We start from the raw sequence: 23,057 nt of genomic DNA on the forward strand, positions 1-23,057 counted from the left end.
CAGTATGATAGCGATAAAAAAAGTCCTGTATATGTCCGTTGCGCTTCTCACTGCCGCTGCATTCGGCGTCCAGGCTGATGATGGCACGTCTTCCGATTCATTAACTCTCGGGGTGGCCGGACAATATGTCCCCCGTTACTCAGGCTCTGACAAGCAGGTATGGCAGGTGGTTCCTGTGCTACAGGGACGCAAAGGCGCATTTTTTATTGATGCGCAAAAAGGAGCAGGATATGACCTGCAAAACGCCAGCGGTTGGTACTTCGAGCATACGTTGGGTTATAACCTGGGCAGGGGGGAGAAAAATGCCAGCTGGCGCGAGGGGGCAAATAATCTGCAAGGCATGGGCAACATTGATGCCACTCTTAATACCGGCCTTGCCATCGGCTGGCAAGTCGTTCCCTGGCTCAGTTTTGAAGGCAAAGCAACACTGCCTCTGACGGACAGTCAGGGAGTAAACTATCAGACATCCGTGACGTTGATTCCCTTCCAGGACAGCCAGGATACGGTCGCTTTTCAGTCTGCGGCCCTGTTTGGCGACAGTCGATATATGAATACCTGGTATGGGGTTAGTCAGCAACAGAGCCGCCGCTCCGGCTATCGCCGCTATTCTGCGCCGGGCGGATTTTATGGCGTAGACAACAGTCTGAGCTGGAGTCACCAGTTCGATGCTCACTGGGGTTCGCTACTGAGCGCTGGCTATACCTGGTCTGGCGAGCATGCGAATGAAAGCCCGATTGTTTCACGGCGTAGTGAGGGCTCGGTAACCGTCGCGGTCACCTGGACATTTTAGTCGGTTAACTTCAGCCAGGCATATCCTGTGTGGTTAAATATGCCGGATATGCTGGGTTTAAAAGTGAGACTGTGTTACATAGTGCTATTCGCCTGACAAAATCTGGATGGGATTATGCTGACAACTCTGATTTACAGAAGTCAAAAGCATTTTATACAAGACGCTGATCTCATATTGCTGGTGGAAAAAGCGAATATCGAGAACGCAGCATGTGGGGTTACGGGCATACTTCTTTTAAAAGATAACTTTTACCTTCAGGTACTTGAGGGTGATGAGTGCGTGCTTGAGCAGCTATTCAACAAGATTAAGCATGACCAACGCCACTATCAGATAGTGGAGTTAATGCGCGATTATGCACCGCGCAGGCGCTTTGAGAACGTGGGGATGATGTTTTTTGACCTGAACAAGCAGCACATTGGTGACGTTCTGGAAAAGATCCATCAGCTTAGCCATTTGAAAAGTTATCTTTCCGCGGAAGAGCGCGCCTACAAATTTATCCATACTTTTATCAGCCAAAAAAGAGATTGCTCGCCGTCACCCTTTTTATGGCCTGAAAAGTGGTCAATTCACCCGCGTAAACATTCATTTCACGCGCCGGAAGAGCCGGTTGCTGCCCATTACTGCTGCCAGTTTGCTTTCCAGCCCATTATTGAACCCATGAGCGGAAATATCACTTCGCTGGAAGCGCTTATTCGGGATAAAGATGGCGGCAGCCCCGCCAGTTTTTTTGCATCGATTCCGCAGGATCAACGCTATGAAGTTGATCTTAAAGCTAAGTCGGTTGCTCTTGCCCAGGCGAAAGCCATTAATATCGGCGACCATAAAATATCGATTAATATTCTTCCGATGTCGTTGGTCGTTATTCCTGATGCCATCGAATTTCTGTTACAGGAAATAAAAAAACAGGGGCTGGTGCCGGAGCAGGTTACTGTCGAAGTGACGGAAGATGAAATGATCTCCGGTTTTAGCCAGTTCAGCAGTGCTATCAAAAAACTGCGCGTCTCAGGAATGGGGCTGGCCATTGATGACTTCGGTGCGGGATATGCCGGGCTGTCGTTGTTAACAAAAATTCAGCCAGATAAAGTCAAAATCGACCGTGAGATTATTACCGATATCCATAAGAGCGGGCCTAAACAGGCGGTGGTGAGATCGATAATCAACTGCTGCCGTGAGCTCGAGATTACCGTGGTTGCTGAAGGCATTGAGCAGATAGAGGAGTGGTGCTGGCTTGAGGCTGCGGGCATTAAGCGCTTCCAGTGGTTCTTATTTGCGTTGCCAAAAGTGAACGGCGTCGGTGAGATTCGCTGGCCTGTGAAAACCGCTGACAGTTCCATCCGACCTTAATCATCCACGATAATCAGGATACAGGTCAGTATCCTGAGCTGTCCCCCGTTGATGACTACATGATTTTTATGAGTTTCACCACCATGGGCCTGTTCCACACGCAAGAGTGACGGCTCATCGCTCATCGCTCATCGCTCACCGCAGACTTAGCGCCCTTGCTTTCTGTCCACTGGACTCACAGTGCCTGTCTGGAAAAAACCGTCTAATGCCCGAACGTTCATCTGAAGGAAACGTTTCTTATTCAGAATGATGGAAGCGGATCGTTAGATACATTTTGAGTGGGGCCTGCAGTGCGTCTTTTCCATTTCAGCGATAGTCCTGATATCACTATCTTCAAACCTCGCCCATTACGGGTGCATGTTGAGAGGCCTGCAGGACAGGAGTGGCTTAACGGGTCACTTATATGGGCTACGGACGAAGCACACGAACTTCTTTACCTTTTCCCTCGCGAGTGCCCACGTATCGTGTTCTGGCCATTGCCTGAGACGACCGGAGAGGACGTTGAAAAATGGATGGGCGATGAGTCTCATGCTACTGCCATTGCCTGCATAGAGCAGGCATGGTTTTCACGCTTTATCAGCGGCAAAATTTACAGATATGAACTGCCCATTGATGGCTTTGAACCTACCGGCGAGGTTGGTATGTGGGTATGTCGAACAGACGTTATCCCTGTCAGCTTAAGAATAATGTCCGATCTTCCAGCAGAACTTGCCGTCAGGAATATCTCCCTGCGTGTAATGGAGAGGCTTGCGCCGCTTAAAAGTATATGGCTGACATCGTTTCACGCCAGTGGCATTCGATTACGAAATGCGCAAGACTGGGGCAAACCAGGCTGGACGCACTCAAAACCGGGCCGTCAGATGAGTGTATAGGGTAATAACCGTTAGTTTTTGAAGATCTGTCTGAAGAAGGAGGCTCCTTGAGCTACGTTTCAGAAATTCGCAGCATTATTGGCCACAGAATGCTATTGCTGGCTGGTGCCAATGTCATTCTTGTTCGGGATGATGGATATATATTGCTTCAACAACGCAAGGACACCACATGGGGATTACCCGGCGGACTGCTGGAGCCTGGCGAATCTTTAGAGGAAACCGCGATCCGGGAAGTAAAAGAAGAAACTAATTTGGATATTAAGCACCTTGATTTCTTAAAAATTTTCTCGGGTGCAGAATACACGTTTACTCTTCCCAATAAAGACGAGATCAATGTTATCACCGCATTATATTCTGCTGAAATCTGGTCAGGAGAAATACTCAACGATCCCACAGAAGGTCTTGCCATAGAGTTTTACCCGCCTGACCAATTGCCCTTACCCATGAATGAGGAGTACTTAACCTATATCCGCTTTTATTTAAGGCATAAGGCTGAAAAGAGATGTCAGCAGGCACTGTGAACTAAAATATCCGCCCTCTGATGAACACGCATGCCCGCAACACCGACATTGGCGTGAGTCCCGGTTTCGCCAGTTCGGTTATGGGAAAATGCGCAGGGCGGTTGCGATTAGCGGTCAATGACAGGCAAAAACTGGTAGCGGAGAATACCGCTTCGCCCGGCTCTTTCCGCTGTTTTTATGGAGGGTAAATTGTCCGGAATAATCGTTCCCATAAGCAGAGAATCTTCCCGGCGGGTAGGGGAAAGACAGTTAAACAGCAAGCGTTGTGCCCGGGAGGCCAGTGAGCGCCCCCGAAAGTCCGGGAGAATAATTTCTTCTGAAATTTTGCAACCCGGTAAAAACGCGATTTCCCCCTTTTCACAAATTATCAGTCCAGCACGATTCGCATGTTCATAAATAATGTACACCTCGCCTTGTGAAATATTATCTATGAGATCTTCATCATCAGCATAGTTCAGGTTGCGGTTGGTTAAGGCAGGAACAGAACGCCACGTATGCTGATAGGCTTCAACCAGAGCCTGTCGGCACCATTCAAAATCGGCGTATACCGCGGGTCTCAGAGTTAATGCGTCATCCTGATACTCTGCTGCGCAGGACAGGCGCGATGCATATATGAGCTGGTCTGTTATACCCTGAACGTTAGAGTGGAACGGAGTGAGAATACGGATGTACTCAGGTTTTAGCTGCGCCCATTCCTGGCTGACAGCCTGAAGGACTAAAGGATTAATGTCGGAATCTGAGGCCACGATATCAATGAAGGGTCTGTTGATATCGCCTCCGTGATAACGGGGGCCGGTGAGAAAATGTCGACCAGCAATGCGTAGTTTTCGCTGTAAAAAGTCATGCTGGGGTAAACCCGTTTCCTGCCATGGAAATTGTGCTGAAAAGGCTTCATCTGTACATCGTCGCTCCTGCTCATAAATCCATTTTTCGAGCCAGCCAGCGAGCGTTTTTTGGGATAAAGGTAGATCGGCATATTGAGAAAGCATATAAGTCATCATCGCGATTTGATATTACTCCTGGTATCAGTCACGCTTCCCGGATTGCCTTGTCTCCTGCTTAAATAGCAAGCGGGGCTCTGGTTTTTATAGCCGGTTCGTCCCCCTGGATCCTGTTTATTACTGCGGTTTCTGCAGTGATAACCGCTTAGTTGCCGTTGAGAAGCGCCATACGTCGGCGATCTTTCTCACGGCCACACAACAGGAAAATCGAGGCCAGTTTTTTTCGTGTCGGTAGAAATAACGTTTGTGATCTGATGAAAAACATCTGTGTTTCGCCGACGGGTACTTCAACCCATTCGTCCATTGTTGATACACGGAAACCACCGAGAATTTCAACAGGCACAGGGCCAAAATTTGGTCTCAGCAGATATTCAGAACGAAATCTCGGGGACTGCGTATTTGCAAAATTTGGCCATGAAAATTGCTTGCTCAGAAAGGCTGCTGAGCTTGATGACAGAACAATATCGATATCTGCAACCGGGCCATCTTCAAAGCCGTAAAGCACCATCGCCGCCCCGCCGATTATCATCCAGGAAAGAGCGTGTTGATTGAGAAACTGCGCCGTATTTTCCAGCGTGTTGATTAGCCCGTATGCATTGGATGGTATGCTCATTTTCGGCTCTTCAGTATGTGAATAAAGGCGTCTCTCGTGCTCCAGAGCTAGCGTCTGAAAAGATTATATGACCACTTTATGACCGTTTGAGAAGCAATGAGTCGGGCATCAATACGCCCCCTAAACCCTAAGTTCATCATAAGAAACCATAATATGCTCACGAAATGCCGGTCGCTGTCGCAAACCTTCATAGTACTTCCTGAGCTGAGGAAGCGTTGTACGGGAAATATCTATGTCGAAGTAGCGAAAAAGCACATGCCCAAATTGTATATCTGCGAGCGTAAAATCTTTACCGGCAAGGTATGGATGTTGCGTTAGCTGCGTTTCGGCAATCATCAGGCGCTTTTCAAAAGATTCTACAGCCTTTTTGATGGTTGAAGGATCTCGCAAATGCGCAGGCGTGCGCACTACTCGCCAGAAAATGGGTTCATTAAAGTTCATTGCAACACTGATTTTTGCCCATTCAGTCCAGCGATCAACATGCGTTCTTTCCAGTAAATCTTTTGGCCAGAAGGTATCGCGCCCGTAACGACAGGCCAGATATCGCAGGATTGCGCCTGTCTCCCAGAAAGACGGCCCCCCGTTATCTCTGATAACGGGTATGGTTCGGTTAGGATTTAACCGGTAAAACTCATCAGAATCTGTTCCTCCATACTTATGCCCTACGTCATATCGTTGATAAGGTAATTCCAGTTCACCGATACACCACATTAAAGCCTGAACGTTCGACGATGTTTTCCTTCCCCATACTTCCAGCATCTGAAAAACCTCTTTGGAATAAACCCGGTTAATTGTTAACTCACTCAGATGGAAAAGAACGCATATACATGACTTGATATGTGTTCTTCGTTTCAAGGCAACATCCCCCTGATCTGTTCCCCATTGATTAATACAACATGATGTTAGTCATGCCTTAGACGCTTTTGTTCCTTGCTCATATCAGCGCCACTTTTCCCGAACTTCTACGATCTGCGCTAAAGGATAGCCTTGCGTCATAAGGCTAATTTTGTCAATGATGTTAATGTCAGGATTTAATGAGGAAGAACGCAATGCTCCTGGAAAAGCTCAAAGCGCTTGAATGTACCCTTCATCACTCAAGGCGGAATGACAGGGAATGGCTTGAGCGACTCCTTCATCTCGAGTTTCGGGAAATCACCCGTTCAGGCGTGATAGTTGACCGTGCAGAGACGATAGCATCTCTGTTAAGTGAGAAAACCCCATCGCCCATTCTCAGCAGCGATTTCCGCCTTACCAGGATGGGAGAAGATTGCGCCATACTTTATTACAGAACATTTTATAAAGACGGCAGCTGCGAATCACTTCGTTCCTCGTGCTGGCTTCGCACTGAGGAGGAACGGTGGACTCTGGTTTTCCATCAGGGTACGCCAGCAGCAGGAGCGGCTTAGGTTCGTCGTCGGGATTTTTTTCGGTAAGACAAGGAAATTGAGGGCGTATTTATGCGGAAAATCGCTGTAGTGCCATACGATGAAAAATGGCCTCAACTGTTTGAAGCTGAAAGTTTATTGATTAAGACAGTGCTCGGCGGGGTGGCTGAAAATGTCCATCACATTGGTAGTACGTCAGTTCCAGGTCTTTCAGCAAAGCCAGTCATTGACATATTGCTTGAAGTTTCCGATATCAGCGCGCTGGATAACTCGGCCATGACCCGTGTCGGATATATTGCGCGTGGTGAGAACGGGATTACAGGTCGTCAATACTTCATTAAAGGCGGCGATCGGCGTAGCCATCAAGTGCATGCGTTTGCGGTTGGAGATATACAGGTTTTAAGGCATCTTGCTTTTCGCGATTATCTTATAAAAAACAAAGATATTGCAGAAGAATACGCGGATATTAAACGTGAGGCGGCAGTGATCTGTCAGAACGATGCTCGTCGCTACAGCGCACTCAAAGAAAAGTTTATCGAGCATCATCTGCAACTGGCGCTGAATGACCTGGAACGATAAAGAAAGATTACGTTTGTTACAGGGTAGGCATGTTCAATGTACTGGAAACACTCATCTGACCTGAGTGAAACGTCTGCTCCTCGCTCATTGCTGCCCTCTGGTGCTGCCGTTCAGTTCGTAGCTTTCACCGTTTGACGCGCCACAGAGTCCCGGCACCGGTGGAGGAGATATCTGGACGCTCGCGATTCCTGGCGGAGGGAAGGGGAGAGTGATCATTAATACCATTACTGATCGATGGCAGAAGCGTGGCGTACTCGATATCTGCTTCCACTCATCACCGCCATTGAGATGTCCCAAATAACTACCATAATCGTCATTTAAGACACTTCTTTCTCACTTATGATTCTCGCATCGAATCAATGGTGACCGAAAGGAGTCTGCAATGAGTCTCGCAACACAATCAGCCAAAGGCACCGCAGTGATAACGGGTGCATCCACCGGTATCGGTGCGATTTACGCCAGCCGACTGGCGCGCATTGGATATGACCTGATTATTATTGCCCGCAATCATCACCGCCTGAATCAGATGGCCAGCCACATTACGGCTGACACCGCCCGCAATGTGGAAGTCCTTGCAGCCGATCTTGGTGATGCCCAACAGTTGGCCGCCGTGGAGCGAAGACTGCGCGACGACGCCAGCATTACGCTGCTGGTGAATAATGCCGGCGTCGGAACACATACGCCCCTGTTAACGAGCGATGTCGATCAGATGCAGGCGATGATTAATCTCAATGTCGTCGCCCTGACGCGTCTGACTTATAGCGTGGTTCCGGGTTTTGTCGAGCGGGGTGCGGGCGCCATCATCAATATTTCATCGATTGTCAGCCTCGCGCCGGAACTGCTGAACGGCGTGTACGGCGGCACAAAAGCCTTTGTGCTGGCATTCAGTCAGTCACTGCATCATGAACTCGCCGACAAGGGCATCCACATCCAGGCCGTGCTGCCGGGTGCTACGGCAACGCCATTCTGGGATAACGGCGGTTTACCTCTTGAACAACTCGATAAGTCGATAGTGATGAGCGCTGATGACCTGGTGGATGCCGCTCTGGCGGGTTTTCTTAACGGGGAACTGGTCACTATCCCGTCATTGCATAACGACGCTTACTGGCTGGCGATGGAAAGCCGTCGCCAGGCCATGATTCCACACCTTTCCAGTCATGTACCCGCCGAACGTTATCGCGTCGGCCTTACTCGCTAACAGGGCATTTAGCCAACAGGAATAACCGTATGAAACTGACAGGCAATACTATTTTTATCACTGGCGGCACGTCGGGTATTGGTCGCGCGATGGCAGAAAAATTTCATCAGCTGGGGAATCAGGTGATCATTTCGGGTCGTCGTAAAGCGCTTCTGGACACGGTTACCGCGGCGAATCCGGGGATGGACTCCGTGGTGCTGGATGTAACCCGTGCCTCAAGTATTAAATCGGCGGCGCAAGAGGTGCTCTCGCGCTATCCGGCACTTAATGTGGTGATCAATAACGCCGGCATTATGCCATTCGATAATGCCTCTGCCGAACTGGATGACAACATGGCCACCACTTTACTGGATACCAACCTGTTGGGCACGGTTCGGGTGAGTTCAGCATTTGTTGAACATCTGAAACAGCAAGCGGATGCGGTCTTGATCAATAACAGTTCGATTCTGGCCTTTTTACCGCTGGCGACCAATGCACTTTACTCCGCAACCAAAGCGGCGATTCACTCTTACACTCTGTCTCAGCGTTTTTTACTGCGCGATGCAGGGGTGACGGTTATTGAAATTTCACCGCCATGGGTCGATACCGATTTGATCTACAAAAGCGGTGATTCCCGTGCGATGCCGGTTGCCGATTTTATCCAGCAGACCTTTGACAAACTGGCGACAGATTCCATTGAAGCAATTGTCGATAGCGTGCTCCCTGCACGTGCGAATCCGGGGGCTAATGAACACGAGATGGTGAACGCGTTTAATCAGTCAATGATGGATAACCCTATCCCGGTTGCCTGACCGACCCTGGGGCAAGTCACTGCCCCATCCCTGGAGTTTATCATGCAAAATCACCTGTCCACATCGCAAAGGCGCGCGCTATGGGCGCTGAGCCTGGCGTATTTTATTCAGGCGACCGGTTCACTTGCCGTGGCGGGCAGCCTGGCCGCAATTTCTCAGGAGTGGGGGATCAGCGACGGGCAAAGCGCTCGTCTGCTCTCTATTTTCGGTCTGACATTTGCGCTGGGCGCTCCGCTGGCACAGGTCCTGTTCGGCAAGTTGATGCGCAGGACACAGGTGCTGGCCGGCATGTTGGTATTTGGGCTGGGCGCCCTGATTTTTGCCATTGCTCCGGACTACAGAGTACTGGTGGTTTCCCGGATGGTGATGGGGCTGGGGGCATCGCTGATAGGACCCGTGCTGGTTGCTCTCGGCGCTGAGCTGGTCGCCCCGCAAGAGCGTGGCAGCGCCATTGCCACCATCCTGCTGGGGGTGTCGATGGCCAGTATGGTTGGCATTCCGCTGGCGACATGGATAGCCAGTGTCGGGGGACCACGCGTGCTGTTCGCGCTTGTCGCGCTGCTCAGCTTGCTGACGGCGGCGAGAGTGTGGCTTCTGGTGCCGAATGTGGTCAAAGGCGTTGATATTCATTTACGGCAGGTCGGGCAGGTGCTGATGGAAGGGAAATCGCTGGCCGCCTTTCTGGTGGTGTTTTTTATTACCTCCGGCGTATACGACATGTATGCCTTTATCTCTCCAATGATCCGCGACCGTTGGCAGGGCGATATCTCTTCCGTATCGATAGCTCTGGCTGTTATCGGCGTCGCGGGTATTGTGGGGAATCTTTTTGTTACTCGGGCCGCCCGGCGCTACAGTGCAGAGCACTTACTGGTTGCCGGTCTGAGCTTACTGGTTGCGGTTATGCTGATTATCATGCTGTTACCGGCTCAGCTGTCATTGCTGTATCTCCTGCTGGTGGTCTGGGCCTTCTCCACGGATCTGTTATGGCCCACGCAACAGCGACGTATCGTGGAGATCTCGACAGCGGAGACGCGTGGCATTTCGCTGGCATTAACCAGCGCCTTTATGTTCTGCGGCATTGGTTGTGGATCGGCGGTGGCATCCTGGCTTTATCCGCTGTCGGGCTTTTACGGAGTAATGATAAGCTCAGTCCTGTTCCTGCTGCTGGCATTGGCCAGTCTGTGGGCTTCTGAGCGCTTACGGGCTCGCTCTGCGCAATATCAGGCGGTTCGCCAGCCATAAAGGAGTTACGATGCACCGTGTGGGATTCATCATTGCCGACCATTTCCAGATGCTGGCGCTGTCTACGCTGACGGTATTTGAGTTTGCTAACCTGGTGGCCGATCGCCCGTTTTACCAGTCCGTGGTCTATTCCGAACATGGCGGAACCGTACGCTCTTCTTCAGGTATTGGCGTGGACTCCGTAAAATTGAGCGAGGAAGCGCAGGTGGATACCTGGCTGGTGGCAGGCGTATTATCACCAATGGACGAACCTGCCAGTTCTGGCGTGATTCACTTTCTGCAAACAACCGCCCGCCAGGCGCGGCGGATTGCCGGGATCTGCACCGGGGCATTTGTGCTGGCCCAGGCCGGGCTACTGGAGCAAAAAAGCGCCACTACGCACTGGGCGCACGCACACAGTCTGGCCTCGCAGCATCCCACGATTCAGCTTGAAGATGACCGTATTTTTATTATCGATGGCACCATCTGGACGTCGGCAGGCATGACCGCCGGGCTGGATATGGCACTCGGGATGGTGGAGAAAGATCTCGGCGCAGACATTGCCCGTATTGTGGCACATCGTCTGGTGATGAATCAGCGCCGTTCTGGTGGTCAGACCCAGCATTCAGAAATGCTTTCCCTGGCGCCTCGCTCAGATCGTCTGCAAACCGCGCTGGAATATGCGCGTAATAATCTGCACAAAACGCTGACGGTGGAAATACTGGCCGATGCGGTTCATGTGAGCGCCCGCCAGCTTAGCCGTCTTTTTCGTCAGGAAACGGGCAAGTCGCCGGCAAAAGCAATTGAAGGGCTTCGGCTTGAAGCCGCACGTTTAATGATAGAGCAAAGCCGACTGTCGCTGGATGCTATTGCCCGCGAGTCCGGTTTTCGCGACAGACGGCATATGCGCGAGGTGTTTATTCGAGGGTATGGCATTCCGCCTCAGTCGCTTCGCGCGGGGCGATAATTTTCAATGGGCTGATAATGGGCTGATGTAAGTGTTCATCGGGGGTATTTTTCTTTTCCGCGTGTGCAGGTTAACGGCATGGTTCGTCACTGAAAGGAAGTGGCAGCCTGCAGGATATATTACGCCCGGTCACCGTTAACCCGCGGTAAGGTTGCCGTGAAGAAGGTATTTTCCCCATTTATACGATACTGAGCAGGCGGCATACTAAATTGCGACGGTTTATATAGACACTCTGGTGGGGGCAGTCCACAGTCCAATGAATGTCTGTTCCTCGCTCAAAGCTGTTCAGGCGGCCCCAAAGTGGGTTATTCGATGCGCGTAACATCGGGGTGACGTGTGCTGGCCGCCTCATGAAAAATATCGCCCAGCCATCCCGCGATCTCGGCTTCTGTCAGCTCATCTGGAATGATGATATCGTACAGACGGGAGAACTTTCTTTCCGTCATATCGGCACGAAATACCTGCCAGTGATTCTCAACCCTTTTGACGCCAACATGCCGTCCGAATACATTGTAAATCAGCAATTTTTATCCTCCTGGTCACCCAAGTTTTTACCTCGATCTTAGCAGAGCATGTTATGTCTCATTTGTCCAACGACAACAGTGACTTCTTAATTTCGTTATCGCCGATGTGAATGCTAAAATTCCTGAAAGTTTCACTATTGCCAAAGAATCCATTTATGAAGAACGCTGATTTTAAACGCCCGCAACTGACGCTGCCGAACGGCGCAGACAAGCTATTGCTGCACTCGTGCTGTGCGCCCTGTTCGGGGGAAGTCATGGAGGCGATTCAGGCCTCGGGCATTGATTACACGATTTTCTTTTATAACCCCAATATTCATCCGCAAAAGGAGTACCTCATCCGCAAGGAAGAGAATATCCGGTTTGCCGAAAAAAACGGTGTTCCTTTTGTCGATGCGGATTATGACACCGACAACTGGTTCGAACGTGCGAAAGGGATGGAGTGGGAGCCTGAGCGCGGTGTTCGGTGCACTATGTGCTTTGATATGCGCTTCGAACGTACAGCGCTGTATGCCGCGGAACATGGGTTCAGCGTGATCAGCAGTTCACTCGGAATTTCCCGCTGGAAGAATATGCAGCAGATTAACGATTGTGGACAACGCGCTGCCGCCCATTATCCGGGAATGGCGTACTGGGATTACAACTGGCGTAAGCAGGGCGGCTCATCGCGCATGATTGAGATCAGCAAGCGCGAGCAGTTTTACCAGCAGGAGTATTGTGGTTGCGTCTATTCATTGCGTGATACCAATATGCACCGTAAATCGCAGGGCAGGCCGCTCATCAAACTCGGTAAACTTTACTACGGTAAGGAAGGCGAAGAACAGTAATACCAGAAGCCCACATTCACATGTGGGCTTCTGTAAGCATTGGCTCATCCACGGCGTTTATCCCACCCATTTCATTTATTCGTGTAACGTAAGGACAGTGCAGTTTAGACTGGTACTGTTTTCCGGGGGAAGGTCACAGGGTAAGTGGAGCTAATGGGTGATAAATGCAAAAAAGCCGGCATGAAAACTTAGATCTGGGGAAATATAAAAAAACACACAAAAAGAGACAGGCCAGCTTTGTTCTGAAATTTACTTACGTTAATGTTCTTCATCTCACTTGGCGGATTAAGAATCTTAAGTCATTAATACAGGGGGCTGTCAGAGTTAGCGTTTTTACCTGCCAGTACGCAACTGCAAGGCGGTATATCTCCAGGCTAATTAAGGATACCTTCTAATGTTCAATCGTTTTATAACCCATTCGGCATCTTTCTTTTTGTCATTGACAGTCTTCATTATAAGTTTACCGGGGCACGCAGAATCTTTAACTGACACGGCCGAATACCAACAGATAAGCGAGCTGATCAGGGAACCACTGACGCTGTCTGTCACTTTAAATAATGGCCAGCCTGCGATACTTGATGCTTTCGTCACACGGCCGGTTAGCAAGAAGCCTTTGCCGGTCGTGTTAATCACCAATGGAACTACCGGTACGGCCGAGTTTGACCGCTGGACGCTTAACCCAAACAGATATTCTTCAACAGCAATCGCGTTTGCACGCCACGGGTATGCTGCGGTGGTTGTCCTGCGAGAGGGATATGGTCAGTCCAGTGGTGCTGCAGAATATACAGGACACTCATGCATCCAGCCCTTTCATCTTCAGGCCGGAGAACAGGACGTCCAAAATATGGTTGCGGCGCTTGAGGCTGTGCGCCGGAACTCATGGGCTTCCGCTGATAACGCGATGCTGGTTGGTATGTCTGCCGGTGGATTTGCTGCTATCGCAACAGGCGCAACGAATCCGCCAGGCGTCAAGGCGGTTATCAATTTTGATGGCGGCAGAGGGGCTATCGACGGAAAATCCCTCTGTGATAAGACAGGGCTAATGAAAACGTATGAACAATACGGAAAAACAGCAAAGCTTCCTTCGCTGTGGCTTTATGCAAAAAATGATAAGTCGTTTCCCCCGGATATGGGCAGAGAAATGTTTAATGCGTATCAGCAGAGTAAAAACCCCGCTCAGTTCATCGTCATGCCTTCTTACGGGAAGGATGGCCATGTCTTTATGGATTCAGCGCCTGAGAGTTTCTGGTGGAATACCGTTGCCGCTTTTCTTGAGCAGAATCATCAGCCCTTCCAGGAGATAATCAAGCTTCCCGTCGTAAATCTCATTGAACCGCCAGCCCTGAATGCTGCCGGAAAAAAAGCTTTTTCCGAGTATGAATCAACGCAGCGATATGAAAAAGCATTTGCTACCGATCCGGACGGAGACTGGGGCGCTGCATACTGGGCCAGAAACAGTCAGGAAGCTGCTGCAACGGCGCTTAGTCTCTGTACAAAGGAACAACGGAGAGGGGCACCTAAATGCTCTGTCTACGCTATCAACAATAATTACGCCTCAGAGAAAACGCACTGAAATAAGCTGATATAACCGCAGCCCTGGTGCTTGTACGAGATTAGGTTTCTTCTTTTCTCACCGCGGATATCCTTTCTTCTGGCGCGTCAGGAGCGGATGCTGCTGAAACTGTGTTACGGTGATAATTGGGAACGATTCATAAGGTGTGTGATTCGAAACTGACTGACGTTTAATATTGTGGAGAACATAAATGACAAATGATTTGATTGCGCTTTCTGCTATTGGCGTTGCTATTCTTTTTGGTGCGATGAGCCCGGGAGTCAGCTTCCTTCTCGTTGCTCGCACGGCCATGTCCAGTTCAAGACGGGCGGCATTATCTGTGGCGGTAGGTATGGGTTTTGGTGCACTTATCTTTGCTGTCATTGCGTTAGCGGGGCTTCACACCCTGCTGACATTGGTTCCATCACTTTACACAGGCCTGAAGATTGCCGGTGGTTGTTATCTATTATGGCTTGCGTTAAAGATTTTTCGGCGCTCTTCAAACAGGTTTATCGACTTGGCCGTTACTGAGAAAGTCAGCGCCTCAAAAGCTTTTCTAACTGGTGTGTTCACGCAAATCAGTAATCCCCATACCGCCCTGATATTTGCCAGTATTTTTTCCGCAGCGCTTAGCAAAAACATTCAGCCTGTTATGTACATCATCCTGCCCATAATGGCATTCGTTATTGATGTGCTCTGGTATGCCATCGTTGCATACTTATTATCCACTGATGGGCCACGTCAGGCTTACATTAAATACCGTAAGCTCATAGATAGATTAAGCGGGGGAGTCATGGCCTTTCTGGGAATACGGCTTCTGTTAAAGTAATTTAAACGATTACAAACTAAGTCTATGGATGAGAAACATTAAGGTCTGCTCCTGCTGTGAGTTCACAACGCTATCCTCAATCAAGGGGGGACGTTGCTATGAAACGAAGAACTCACAGCCAAAAGCGAACATATGTGCAGGGTTACGCTTTTTTACTACTTATAGTCCCTGACTGAACAAAGTTGCTGGCAGTTTTTGAGGCAGCAGGCAGAAAGAACCTGAACGTGAGACTAAAGTGCTTTTATCTACTCCTTTTAAAATCGCACCCAGTACGGTTATGGTAGGAATTCATCGTTAACTGGAAACAGGTGTCGCACATGTCGGCTTTACAATCGAATAAAGACTGGGTCAGAGTTGCACACACGCCGGGAAAAATTGAACGCCTGGAGGCCTACTTCAGTGGGTATGGTTATGAACCCCATCGTCATGATACTTATGCGATCGGCAGGACACTGTCAGGAGTGCAAAGCTTTCGTTATCGAGACAGTAAACAACACAGCTTACCAGGCGGGACAATAGTCCTGCATCCGGATGAAATTCATGATGGAGAGGCAGGAACGACAGAAGGGTTTCAGTACCGGATGCTATATATCGAACCTGCGTTAATTCAGAAAATTTTGGGCGGAAAACCATTACCCTTTATTCCAGGTGGCATATCAGCGGATCCTCGGCTTTTTGCCGCCACCGGACCGCTGTTAAAAGCGTCAGAAGATTCTATTGATGTCCTTGAAGAGGAGGACGCACTTTATGATCTTGCCCAGACTTTGGCCGTCGTAGGAGGGCAACGCTTTCGTCGCTGCCTTGTGGATTATCAGTCTGCAGAGCGCGCGCGAGAATATATACAATCTGAATTCAGCCAGAACATTACGCTGGAAACCTTATCCACCGTCTGTGGTAAAGATCGCTGGAGCCTGAGCCGGGATTTTCGGGCACTTTTTGGCACGAGTCCTTATCGCTATGTAACAATGCGCCGTCTCGCATACTGCAGACATCTGATTCAGACAGGTCTGTCACTTGCAGAATCTGCTTTAGAGGCAGGGTTCTCAGATCAAAGTCATATGACACGGCAGTTTATAAAGGCATACGGTATTTCTCCGGGCCGTTGGCAAACCTTCATTCACCCCCACAGTGCCTGAGTTGCACGATCGTTCAAGACCATCACAGCGACTTTATTTATCCTCGACGTTTCTTGAACATTAAGGAATGTCATCATGTCTTTACCGGTAAATCTAGAACAAAAATTCTCTCTTTTCGAAACCCATTGGCAGCCAAAAGTCATTGCGCAGATGAACGATTATCAGTTCAAAATCGTGAAAATAGCGGGCGACTTTATATGGCACTCACATCCTGAAACCGATGAGGCCTTTATTGTAGTAGAGGGGGTATTGCGTATCGATTTTCGCGACGGCCACGTCCTCGTTAATCCGGGAGAAATCTACGTTGTACCAAAAGGTGTAGAACATAAAACGTCAGCCCAAATGACGGTAAAAATGATGATGATAGAACCCTGTGGTGTCCTGAATACTGGACACGAAGGTGGGGAACGAACCGCTGAAAACGATATCTGGATCTAGCTTGGATTGTATCAGACTACCCGGCTGGCCGATCTGTCTGATAAACCACGACTACATAGATAACCTCAGGCTCAATACGAGCCTGAACGGCAGCTTTTCGCTCACCGTCGACTCTGTCATCTGGAAGGGATACGATGCCCTGACCCGCGAATACGGGGTTTGCCGGTCAATGATGTAAAAAACATGCTAAGCAGATAACTCATTGTTATATAAGTATTAGATCGGATTTTTTCTGAGATAACTATGGCACAAAGCCTGGCCTAATTTAATAGTCCACTTTGTGCTATTGCATAATGCTACGAAAGCTGAAAAACGCCAGCACTCCAGTATCCTTTTCCGGCACGGGTGTGTTCTTTCCATCCCAATGATGTTAACTCTTTCGCTATAAGCCGATTCATAATCCCGTGTCCCATCAGGAGGATTGGTCCATCGTGTTCTTTCGCATGATTGATCAGGATGTCAGCGGCTCGTCGGGCACGCTTTTTCGCCATAGATAGAGATTCAGCCTCTTTTGACATGCCACAAAGCCATATTAGACGAAAGAAAACAATCCAGCTAAAAGGAGATAGTCTGAGGACAGGTATACGATATATTGGCAGTTCAGCTTCCCTGAAAATGTCATCCACAATTTTAGGCTCTAAATTAAGTGTAGTTCCAGAGGATATTGCTCTGGGAAGGTGGCTACTTGCGGTCATCCGCGCCCTACGCGCGATTACCCGGCAGGCTTCGGGTGGTTGATTGTCGCTGATATCTGAAAGGTCGTAATGCTCGATCCATTCGGGCATTTCATGGGCAGCTACTTTTTTTGTGTCGGTGAAGCTAGGTTTACCGTGACGCATTAGGATAATTTCCATATTTACTTTATCCGTTGTGTTTATACCTGAGAGGAAAATGGTAACAATCTCAGCTCCGCTTGTGTTACAAAATCACGAATTTTACTGATGATTGCAGGTTCCAGCTTGAATATCGCTCTTACATGATCGCCTGCACACCCGATTTACTGTAGCGACAGACATTCAGATTTATTTCTGTGATCCTCAATCTCCCTGGCAACGCGGCTCAAATGAAAATACAAACAGATTACTCAGACAGTATTTTCCAAAAGGAACTGACTTATCAGTTCACAGCCAAAAAGACTAAACCGTGTTGCCAGGCAGCCCAACGAGAGGCCGAGAAAAACGCTAGACTATGAGTCACCCGCAGAGCGGTTCAATCAATGTGTTGCATCCATCGGTTGAACTCACAGCCGATATCGGCGATAACCGTGTCGCCGCTGACAAGTAAAATCCCGCCGGTAAAGGGCGGGATTCATCCTCTTATCTACTATTTTTTTATTACTTCGATATAAGATCCAGCTCACTAAGCTACATAGCAGAGAGCAATACACAGCTATTTTTAACGCTCTCACAATATCAACATAAGAGAATAAAAAATCACCACCGATCCAATAATATGCAAATACTCTGATGGAGAAAAATATTGCTACTGCCATGATAAATATAGCGAAAAACCATATCAGCACAGTCATTAAAAAACGCAGAAGGAAAGATTGATACTTCATTTTTTCTTCTCTTGTTGGTTTTTTATCTGATCCTGAATTATAGCTCCTGATCCTTCTGAACCAATTGAAGATCCTATATTTCCAGCAATTCCAGGCGTTGGGTTTGGTGGCAGAGGCTTGCTGATCCCATACCAACATCAGTCCATTCCCAGTTTTTCCAGTTAGGATCAATTACTTTCTCAAGTGGCCCTTGAATAACCTTTCCTACACCATAACCTATTGCCGATGTACCACCACTCATCGCAGCACCAGATAATGGATCTTTCCCATCCAGCCAGTTTCCAAACGCACCACCGGCAGCATTCCAGCCCACGGTACCCGCCAGTCCTGCCGGCAGCGTTGCCAGCGTCGAGACGGTCTGCTTCTGCGTTTCGTCCAGTTCGCTGGCCGGTTTACCGTACATCTGTGTGGCGATGAGGCCGACGATTTCCGCCGTGGCTGCGCCAGCGGCACCGGCGAGGGCGCTCTGGTTCTGCGCGGCGGCAAGGGCGGCGTTGACCACCGCATGCGCGGCGACCTTGCCCGCATCATCCAGATTACTGTAGTGACCGATAATCTCCGCGACATACGGCGCGGCGGCGCCTGCCAGCGCGGCTTTCAGGTCGCTGCCCGCCAGCCCCTGCATGCCCGGATGGAACTGGATAAGCTTTGAGTTTGCAAAAAACTACCCGCCCGGATAGGGCGGGATTACTACTTACGGTTATTCAGGCCATGCTAAGCCAGCACTAAATTTTTCATGCCAATACTTTCTTGAGTAAAAATCATCCCGGTCTAGATGATATATTAAATCTCTAATTCTTTTTTCTGGCTCATATTCATATTTGTATAACATAGTGGCAAGTTCAGATTGCATACCAAAAAGCTCATCAAATAGAGATTGCGCACTATCAAAATCTATACTCCCGATCTGATGAATTAACGATTCAATGCACTCTTCATACAATCGAATGCTACGTTTTATCGATAAAACAGCATCTCGATATCTCTCCAGATCCTGTTGAAACTCAGGCCAAATGTCCATCCAGCCCCCGTTACTTTATTCGTACCCCTTATACTAGGGGTGTTAGCCAGCCAGACCCGGCATGATTACTGCCCCCAGTCGTCCATGATCCGGGGGGTGATGTCACCGGGTCTGGTGGGGCGCTGGTAACCGCTAATAGGGGTCAGGCCAGGCACTTTTGCCGGGGCCGTCTGTAACGTGGATGCCGGTACCTGCTCCCCGAGGTTATCTGGTTAACCCGTTTAAACAGGGAGACAGAATGACCGAATCCAGTGATTACGAATCAGTCCAGGTCTTTATTGGCGTGGATGTCGGTAAAGATACCCATCACGCCGTTGCCGTTAATCGTTCAGGTAAACGATTGTTCGATAAAGCATTACCCAACGACGAAATCAAACTCAGAGCACTGATATCTGATCTGAAACAGCATGGTCAGATACTGCTGGTCGTTGACCAGCCTGCCACCATCGGTGCGTTACCTGTCGCCGTTGCCCGCTCTGAAGGCGTCCTTGTCGGATACCTTCCTGGACTGGCAATGCGCCGTATCGCCGACTTACACGCCGGTGAAGCCAAAACCGATGCCCGCGACGCAGCCATCATCGCCGAAGCTGCCCGAACTCTGCCTCACGCGCTACGCACGCTGAAGGTGGCTGACGAGCACATCGCCGAGCTCTCCATGCTCTGCGGCTTCGATGATGATCTTGCCGCGCAGACCACGCAGGCCAGCAACCGTATCCGTGGTCTGTTGACCCAGATACATCCGGCTCTGGAGCGCGTTCTCGGACCGAGACTGGATCACCCGGCCGTGCTCGATCTGCTCCAGCGATATCCCTCGCCCGAAAAACTCGCTTCGCTGGGAGAGAAAAAACTGGCAACCCAACTCAACAAACTCGCGCCCCGTCTGGGAAAGAGCCTTGCTGCTGACATCAGCCAGGCACTGACCGAGCAAACCGTCGTCGTTCCTGGCACGAATGCTGCTGTCATCGTCCTCCCACGCCTGGCACTCCAGCTCATCACACTGCGTAAGCAAAGAGACGAGGTGGCCCTTGAGGTAGAGCAAAGGGTACTCGCCCACCCTCTTTACCCGGTCCTGACCAGCATGCCCGGAGTCGGTGTCAGGACCGCAGCCAGACTCCTCACAGAGGTCGCCTGTCGCGCCTTCGCCTCCGCCGCACATCTCGCTGCTTATGCTGGCCTTGCGCCGGTAACCCGGCGCTCCGGTTCGTCGATACGTGGCGAACACCCGTCAAGACGGGGCAATAAAACCCTCAAGCGGGCTCTGTTCCTGTCGGCCTTCGCTGCGCTCAGGGATCCGATATCCAGGGCTTACTACACACGCAAAATGAGCCAGGGGAAACGACACAACCAGGCGCTTATCGCCCTGGCAAGGCGACGCTGCGACGTGCTGTACGCCATGATGCGTGACGGTACTTTTTATACCCCTACGGCGTCATAAATATGCTTGACAACTTAATAGGGGCACCCCCCTTATTTAGTCTTAACTGGTTGAATATGACCAACCTGTCCGGTTTTCGGGTTATAGATCATTTCAAGTCCCGCACCTTCATATCTAAAGTAGCCAGGTGCATCTCTAGGGGCTGGCTCAATTTTTGGATTACCATTTAAAACTTCTCTTGCTTGAATGAATGGAGCAGGTCTGCCTTGTGACCATAGTTTCTCATAATAACTTTTGCTGAATTTCATTCCATCAACAGCATAAAAATCGCCATCGAAGGATATCTTTTTCCCTACACCAAGAAACAGAATGGCCAGGAGTTGGAGAAGAGTTTACATTCAATCGATCAACATAAGGAACTGTAATTATCACATGCACGTCCAGTGGAAAGCCGCCGTAGCGGCTTAATATAAAATTAACGAAGTTTATTTTTCAATTGTTTGACAGGGCAAAAACTCAGCTAATCTTTCATGCGTCTCTACCTTTTCGGCATGTCCATTATTCTGATTTATCTGCACTAATTTCATTGAGCAAATATTGCCGGCTTTATTTAGACGATTTCGGACTTCGTAAAGCGCGCCTTTTTCAGGCTTAAACCAATGGGTGCCTAGAGTACACAAGCCACCATCGCTTGCGAATAATGCAGATCTGACTTCAATCCACCCTTTAGCAGGAATGAGTCGTTCTTGATAGTCTAACGGCATGTTTTCCGGTGTTGGAACCGATTTTTTAAATCCTTTATCAACTACTCTTGGTGGGTTTCGTTCTTCATAATGTTTATCTCTAAGGTACCCCAAATCAGATGACTCTGTGCAGGACAATATTTGATGTATAGTTGTATCGTCTGTAAATCCAATTACTCGTATTTTTGCAGTGTCTCCAGTTGCATCTTTATATAACGTGTAAGGCTTTTGTTTTTGAGCACAGGAACTTAAAAAGGCTAATGCCATGATTGTTATAAGTGTCTTATTTGATTTTTTCATCATATTCCCTATTATAAAAATACAGAAACAGTACCATTTAGTGAATTTGATTTCCATAAAACTAATCGAAAATGTTGGGCGCCTCTGCAGAATTTTTCGTCATAGACAGAACAATCTGAACGTCCAGTCGAGTCCGTAGGTGAGATGCCTGACGTATAAAAGGCCACTGTCGCAGCCTGCTCTGGAAAGCTACAGTTCATCAAAATAGCCAGTCTGACCTGCCCCCCGTTGATTAATACACTGAGGTTTGAGAAATACCTTTATCAGTTGAACTCACAGCTCATAGCGGCCACTGGCCGTTACCGTAAACTGCTTTGTGCCAGGAGCTGCCGTTGCCGACTAATTATACTTTATGCAGCTTACAAAATCCTTTATTTCACTAACTTGAATGATTTTGTGCCTTGACTTTTTCAAGTAACTTTAATAGTGGGTTGTCATAAGGGTAATATTCTTTTCTTATATTATCTTTAAAGTGCTCAGATAATATTGGCTTATCCTCCCTATAAAATATTTCATTTTTTGAATATATCTGAACGGTGTCGTTACAGATTGTCACTTCTTCCTCGTTTACCGCTACTGATATCAACGAATCATTCTTTTTTCTTTCTTTTGCATCAATAATGACACATATATGAGGTGTAAGTGGACATACTAATGTTGGTGATCTACTTGGTATAGTGACTGTTGGAATGTCATGATAAAATCCATCACCAAAGATAAACTCTTTTTCTTTACTTAGAAGAAGATAAATGAATGCTTCGTTTTTTATATAGTTTGTAATATTTTTAAGAGCATCTCTCATATTGATAGAGATCAATCTATCCTTCTCTAGCGCCCGTATCTCACCCCTAAGTTTTTCAGCAATAGCTATACATCCATCCCTATACATTGGGCTTCTTACTGCCAAGGAAACAATTATTTCTATGAGTAATTCATGTTCTTCTGACGAACAGATATTAGCTTTGGTAAAGCTTTCACTCTCACATTGAAAGTGCTTAAATCGAATTTCTGATAATAGCTCTATTTATTGTGTTTGAATTACTGTCTGCTTTATCAAAATAATTCGAAATTATGATCAAAACTCGACCGTTTTTCTGGATTATCGCTGAGTTTAATTATATGGCCGTTTTTTATTACAGCTAAGGATTTCGGTTTTACTTCGGTACTTTCTCCCTTTGTATTCACTCTATTAACGAAGCCTCTTGAGTTCCTCCAGTATTTAGAGATTGTTTGTGGCCACCAATGGTTGTGAGTTCAACGGGTCGATGCAACGCTATCCTTAATCAAGGGGGACGTTGCCATGAAACTAAGAATGCCCGTGTTATCTCTGGCGGGGCCATAAGGAACTGGAAAACATAGTTCTCTATTTAGGTATTGAACTTAATGAGGAGCTGGAGATATCTGGGTCACTTAAAGCCTGTGTCTGTAAGGGCTGCTAACGATATCTTTAACCCCTCAGGTGCGATTATCCA

At 48.6% G+C, this 23,057-nt stretch carries 25 protein-coding genes and 2 pseudogenes; 17 read left to right on the plus strand and 10 right to left on the minus strand.

Going from position 1 to position 23,057, the window contains the following annotated elements:
- Positions 1–4: 4 nt before the first annotated feature.
- From FNY10_RS06505 to FNY10_RS06520, 4 genes are all read left to right on the plus strand, one after another.
- Positions 5–790, plus strand: coding sequence for a MipA/OmpV family protein (locus tag FNY10_RS06505; RefSeq protein WP_160703561.1), 786 nt, complete (start codon positions 5–7; stop codon positions 788–790).
- A gap of 114 nt (positions 791–904) precedes the next feature.
- Positions 905–2,134 carry a diguanylate phosphodiesterase gene (locus FNY10_RS06510; protein WP_160703559.1) on the plus strand — a complete coding sequence of 410 codons (1,230 nt, stop codon included), beginning with the start codon at positions 905–907 and terminating at the stop codon, positions 2,132–2,134.
- 290 nt (positions 2,135–2,424) lie between these two features.
- The gene (locus tag FNY10_RS06515) at positions 2,425–3,006 is read left to right on the plus strand and encodes a DUF6886 family protein (protein WP_131050122.1); all 582 of its coding nucleotides are present in this window, start codon (positions 2,425–2,427) and stop codon (positions 3,004–3,006) included.
- Positions 3,007–3,053: 47 nt separating this feature from the next.
- The gene (locus FNY10_RS06520; RefSeq protein ID WP_160703557.1) at positions 3,054–3,527 is read left to right on the plus strand and encodes an NUDIX hydrolase; all 474 of its coding nucleotides are present in this window, start codon (positions 3,054–3,056) and stop codon (positions 3,525–3,527) included.
- 107 nt (positions 3,528–3,634) lie between these two features.
- On the opposite strand, the gene FNY10_RS06525 is transcribed toward FNY10_RS06520, so the two are convergent.
- The 3 genes from FNY10_RS06525 to FNY10_RS06535 form a co-directional block, all read right to left on the minus strand.
- Positions 3,635–4,528, minus strand: a complete 894-nt coding sequence (locus FNY10_RS06525; RefSeq protein ID WP_131049751.1) for a GNAT family N-acetyltransferase — start codon at positions 4,526–4,528, stop codon at positions 3,635–3,637.
- A gap of 145 nt (positions 4,529–4,673) precedes the next feature.
- The gene (locus FNY10_RS06530; RefSeq protein WP_160703555.1) at positions 4,674–5,141 is read right to left on the minus strand and encodes a hypothetical protein; all 468 of its coding nucleotides are present in this window, start codon (positions 5,139–5,141) and stop codon (positions 4,674–4,676) included.
- A gap of 120 nt (positions 5,142–5,261) precedes the next feature.
- Positions 5,262–5,900, minus strand: a complete 639-nt coding sequence (locus FNY10_RS06535; RefSeq protein WP_160703553.1) for a glutathione S-transferase family protein — start codon at positions 5,898–5,900, stop codon at positions 5,262–5,264.
- Between the two features lie 290 nt (positions 5,901–6,190).
- Here FNY10_RS06535 and FNY10_RS06540 point away from each other — a divergent pair, with 290 nt between their 5' ends.
- The 6 genes from FNY10_RS06540 to FNY10_RS06565 all read left to right on the plus strand — a co-directional run bounded on the left by FNY10_RS06540 (position 6,191) and on the right by FNY10_RS06565 (position 11,282).
- On the plus strand, positions 6,191–6,547 hold the full coding sequence (locus tag FNY10_RS06540) for a DUF4440 domain-containing protein (protein ID WP_100685219.1): 357 nt from the start codon (positions 6,191–6,193) through the stop codon (positions 6,545–6,547).
- 51 nt (positions 6,548–6,598) lie between these two features.
- Entirely contained in the window at positions 6,599–7,105 is a 507-nt protein-coding gene (locus tag FNY10_RS06545; RefSeq protein WP_160703551.1) for a GrpB family protein, read from the plus strand.
- A 382-nt stretch (positions 7,106–7,487) separates the two neighbouring features.
- Positions 7,488–8,303 (plus strand): SDR family NAD(P)-dependent oxidoreductase, encoded by an 816-nt coding sequence (locus FNY10_RS06550; RefSeq protein ID WP_160703549.1) that lies wholly within the window; start codon positions 7,488–7,490, stop codon positions 8,301–8,303.
- A gap of 29 nt (positions 8,304–8,332) precedes the next feature.
- Positions 8,333–9,094 carry an SDR family oxidoreductase gene (locus FNY10_RS06555; protein ID WP_131049756.1) on the plus strand — a complete coding sequence of 254 codons (762 nt, stop codon included), beginning with the start codon at positions 8,333–8,335 and terminating at the stop codon, positions 9,092–9,094.
- A gap of 42 nt (positions 9,095–9,136) precedes the next feature.
- Positions 9,137–10,336 carry an MFS transporter gene (locus FNY10_RS06560; RefSeq protein WP_160703547.1) on the plus strand — a complete coding sequence of 400 codons (1,200 nt, stop codon included), beginning with the start codon at positions 9,137–9,139 and terminating at the stop codon, positions 10,334–10,336.
- Positions 10,337–10,346: 10 nt separating this feature from the next.
- Entirely contained in the window at positions 10,347–11,282 is a 936-nt protein-coding gene (locus FNY10_RS06565; protein WP_160703545.1) for a GlxA family transcriptional regulator, read from the plus strand.
- Positions 11,283–11,587: 305 nt separating this feature from the next.
- On the opposite strand, the gene FNY10_RS06570 is transcribed toward FNY10_RS06565, so the two are convergent.
- Positions 11,588–11,806: a hypothetical protein gene (locus FNY10_RS06570; RefSeq protein ID WP_131049759.1), complete on the minus strand. Its 219-nt coding sequence runs from the start codon at positions 11,804–11,806 to the stop codon at positions 11,588–11,590.
- A 155-nt stretch (positions 11,807–11,961) separates the two neighbouring features.
- Here FNY10_RS06570 and FNY10_RS06575 point away from each other — a divergent pair, with 155 nt between their 5' ends.
- The 5 genes from FNY10_RS06575 to FNY10_RS06595 all read left to right on the plus strand — a co-directional run bounded on the left by FNY10_RS06575 (position 11,962) and on the right by FNY10_RS06595 (position 16,585).
- Positions 11,962–12,630, plus strand: a complete 669-nt coding sequence (locus FNY10_RS06575) for an epoxyqueuosine reductase QueH (protein ID WP_131049760.1) — start codon at positions 11,962–11,964, stop codon at positions 12,628–12,630.
- Between the two features lie 394 nt (positions 12,631–13,024).
- The gene (locus tag FNY10_RS06580) at positions 13,025–14,203 is read left to right on the plus strand and encodes a CocE/NonD family hydrolase (protein WP_160703543.1); all 1,179 of its coding nucleotides are present in this window, start codon (positions 13,025–13,027) and stop codon (positions 14,201–14,203) included.
- 190 nt (positions 14,204–14,393) lie between these two features.
- Positions 14,394–15,011, plus strand: a complete 618-nt coding sequence (locus FNY10_RS06585) for a LysE family transporter (protein ID WP_160703541.1) — start codon at positions 14,394–14,396, stop codon at positions 15,009–15,011.
- 317 nt (positions 15,012–15,328) lie between these two features.
- Positions 15,329–16,147 (plus strand): AraC family transcriptional regulator, encoded by an 819-nt coding sequence (locus FNY10_RS06590; RefSeq protein ID WP_131049763.1) that lies wholly within the window; start codon positions 15,329–15,331, stop codon positions 16,145–16,147.
- Positions 16,148–16,222: 75 nt separating this feature from the next.
- Positions 16,223–16,585: a cupin domain-containing protein gene (locus FNY10_RS06595; RefSeq protein ID WP_100685201.1), complete on the plus strand. Its 363-nt coding sequence runs from the start codon at positions 16,223–16,225 to the stop codon at positions 16,583–16,585.
- A gap of 296 nt (positions 16,586–16,881) precedes the next feature.
- Here FNY10_RS06595 and FNY10_RS06600 read toward each other — a convergent pair whose 3' ends face one another.
- The gene (locus FNY10_RS06600; RefSeq protein WP_227699352.1) at positions 16,882–17,439 is read right to left on the minus strand and encodes a histidine phosphatase family protein; all 558 of its coding nucleotides are present in this window, start codon (positions 17,437–17,439) and stop codon (positions 16,882–16,884) included.
- A gap of 133 nt (positions 17,440–17,572) precedes the next feature.
- On the opposite strand from FNY10_RS06600, the pseudogene FNY10_RS06605 reads away from it, so the two are divergent.
- Positions 17,573–17,823, plus strand: a pseudogene (locus tag FNY10_RS06605) (IS30 family transposase); the annotation flags it as partial.
- Between the two features lie 319 nt (positions 17,824–18,142).
- On the opposite strand, the pseudogene FNY10_RS26795 reads toward FNY10_RS06605, so the two are convergent.
- Positions 18,143–18,771: pseudogene (locus FNY10_RS26795) on the minus strand (VENN motif pre-toxin domain-containing protein); the annotation flags it as partial.
- A gap of 75 nt (positions 18,772–18,846) precedes the next feature.
- Positions 18,847–19,167: a hypothetical protein gene (locus FNY10_RS06615; RefSeq protein WP_160703539.1), complete on the minus strand. Its 321-nt coding sequence runs from the start codon at positions 19,165–19,167 to the stop codon at positions 18,847–18,849.
- 238 nt (positions 19,168–19,405) lie between these two features.
- Here FNY10_RS06615 and FNY10_RS06620 point away from each other — a divergent pair, with 238 nt between their 5' ends.
- Complete coding sequence (locus tag FNY10_RS06620) at positions 19,406–20,602, plus strand: IS110 family transposase (protein ID WP_160703537.1); 1,197 nt, start codon at positions 19,406–19,408, stop codon at positions 20,600–20,602.
- A 32-nt stretch (positions 20,603–20,634) separates the two neighbouring features.
- On the opposite strand, the gene FNY10_RS06625 is transcribed toward FNY10_RS06620, so the two are convergent.
- From FNY10_RS06625 to FNY10_RS06635, 3 genes are all read right to left on the minus strand, one after another.
- Positions 20,635–20,850: a hypothetical protein gene (locus FNY10_RS06625; protein WP_227699354.1), complete on the minus strand. Its 216-nt coding sequence runs from the start codon at positions 20,848–20,850 to the stop codon at positions 20,635–20,637.
- A 177-nt stretch (positions 20,851–21,027) separates the two neighbouring features.
- A complete protein-coding gene (locus tag FNY10_RS06630) occupies positions 21,028–21,588 on the minus strand; it encodes a hypothetical protein (protein WP_141964733.1) in 561 nt (186 codons plus the stop codon).
- 376 nt (positions 21,589–21,964) lie between these two features.
- On the minus strand, positions 21,965–22,474 hold the full coding sequence (locus FNY10_RS06635) for a hypothetical protein (protein WP_416309039.1): 510 nt from the start codon (positions 22,472–22,474) through the stop codon (positions 21,965–21,967).
- Positions 22,475–23,057: the final 583 nt, after the last annotated feature.

Source organism: Klebsiella sp. Lac1 (assembly GCF_009825425.1).
Classification (GTDB): domain Bacteria; phylum Pseudomonadota; class Gammaproteobacteria; order Enterobacterales; family Enterobacteriaceae; genus Klebsiella; species Klebsiella electrica.

Bases quoted from the DNA above. Each gene is read 5' to 3' on its own strand.
- FNY10_RS06505 (WP_160703561.1), top strand. From the start codon at position 5: ATGATAGCGATAAAAAAAGTCCTGTATATGTCCGTTGCGCTTCTCACT.
- FNY10_RS06510 (WP_160703559.1), top strand. From the start codon at position 905: ATGCTGACAACTCTGATTTACAGAAGTCAAAAGCATTTTATACAAGAC.
- FNY10_RS06525 (WP_131049751.1), bottom strand. From the start codon at position 4,528: ATGATGACTTATATGCTTTCTCAATATGCCGATCTACCTTTATCCCAA.
- FNY10_RS06530 (WP_160703555.1), bottom strand. From the start codon at position 5,141: ATGAGCATACCATCCAATGCATACGGGCTAATCAACACGCTGGAAAAT.
- FNY10_RS06535 (WP_160703553.1), bottom strand. From the start codon at position 5,900: ATGCTGGAAGTATGGGGAAGGAAAACATCGTCGAACGTTCAGGCTTTA.
- FNY10_RS06540 (WP_100685219.1), top strand. From the start codon at position 6,191: ATGCTCCTGGAAAAGCTCAAAGCGCTTGAATGTACCCTTCATCACTCA.
- FNY10_RS06545 (WP_160703551.1), top strand. From the start codon at position 6,599: ATGCGGAAAATCGCTGTAGTGCCATACGATGAAAAATGGCCTCAACTG.
- FNY10_RS06550 (WP_160703549.1), top strand. From the start codon at position 7,488: ATGAGTCTCGCAACACAATCAGCCAAAGGCACCGCAGTGATAACGGGT.
- FNY10_RS06555 (WP_131049756.1), top strand. From the start codon at position 8,333: ATGAAACTGACAGGCAATACTATTTTTATCACTGGCGGCACGTCGGGT.
- FNY10_RS06560 (WP_160703547.1), top strand. From the start codon at position 9,137: ATGCAAAATCACCTGTCCACATCGCAAAGGCGCGCGCTATGGGCGCTG.
- FNY10_RS06565 (WP_160703545.1), top strand. From the start codon at position 10,347: ATGCACCGTGTGGGATTCATCATTGCCGACCATTTCCAGATGCTGGCG.
- FNY10_RS06575 (WP_131049760.1), top strand. From the start codon at position 11,962: ATGAAGAACGCTGATTTTAAACGCCCGCAACTGACGCTGCCGAACGGC.
- FNY10_RS06580 (WP_160703543.1), top strand. From the start codon at position 13,025: ATGTTCAATCGTTTTATAACCCATTCGGCATCTTTCTTTTTGTCATTG.
- FNY10_RS06585 (WP_160703541.1), top strand. From the start codon at position 14,394: ATGACAAATGATTTGATTGCGCTTTCTGCTATTGGCGTTGCTATTCTT.
- FNY10_RS06590 (WP_131049763.1), top strand. From the start codon at position 15,329: ATGTCGGCTTTACAATCGAATAAAGACTGGGTCAGAGTTGCACACACG.
- FNY10_RS06595 (WP_100685201.1), top strand. From the start codon at position 16,223: ATGTCTTTACCGGTAAATCTAGAACAAAAATTCTCTCTTTTCGAAACC.
- FNY10_RS06600 (WP_227699352.1), bottom strand. From the start codon at position 17,439: ATGGAAATTATCCTAATGCGTCACGGTAAACCTAGCTTCACCGACACA.
- FNY10_RS06615 (WP_160703539.1), bottom strand. From the start codon at position 19,167: ATGGACATTTGGCCTGAGTTTCAACAGGATCTGGAGAGATATCGAGAT.
- FNY10_RS06620 (WP_160703537.1), top strand. From the start codon at position 19,406: ATGACCGAATCCAGTGATTACGAATCAGTCCAGGTCTTTATTGGCGTG.
- FNY10_RS06625 (WP_227699354.1), bottom strand. From the start codon at position 20,850: ATGAAATTCAGCAAAAGTTATTATGAGAAACTATGGTCACAAGGCAGA.
- FNY10_RS06630 (WP_141964733.1), bottom strand. From the start codon at position 21,588: ATGATGAAAAAATCAAATAAGACACTTATAACAATCATGGCATTAGCC.
- FNY10_RS06635 (WP_416309039.1), bottom strand. From the start codon at position 22,474: ATGTATAGGGATGGATGTATAGCTATTGCTGAAAAACTTAGGGGTGAG.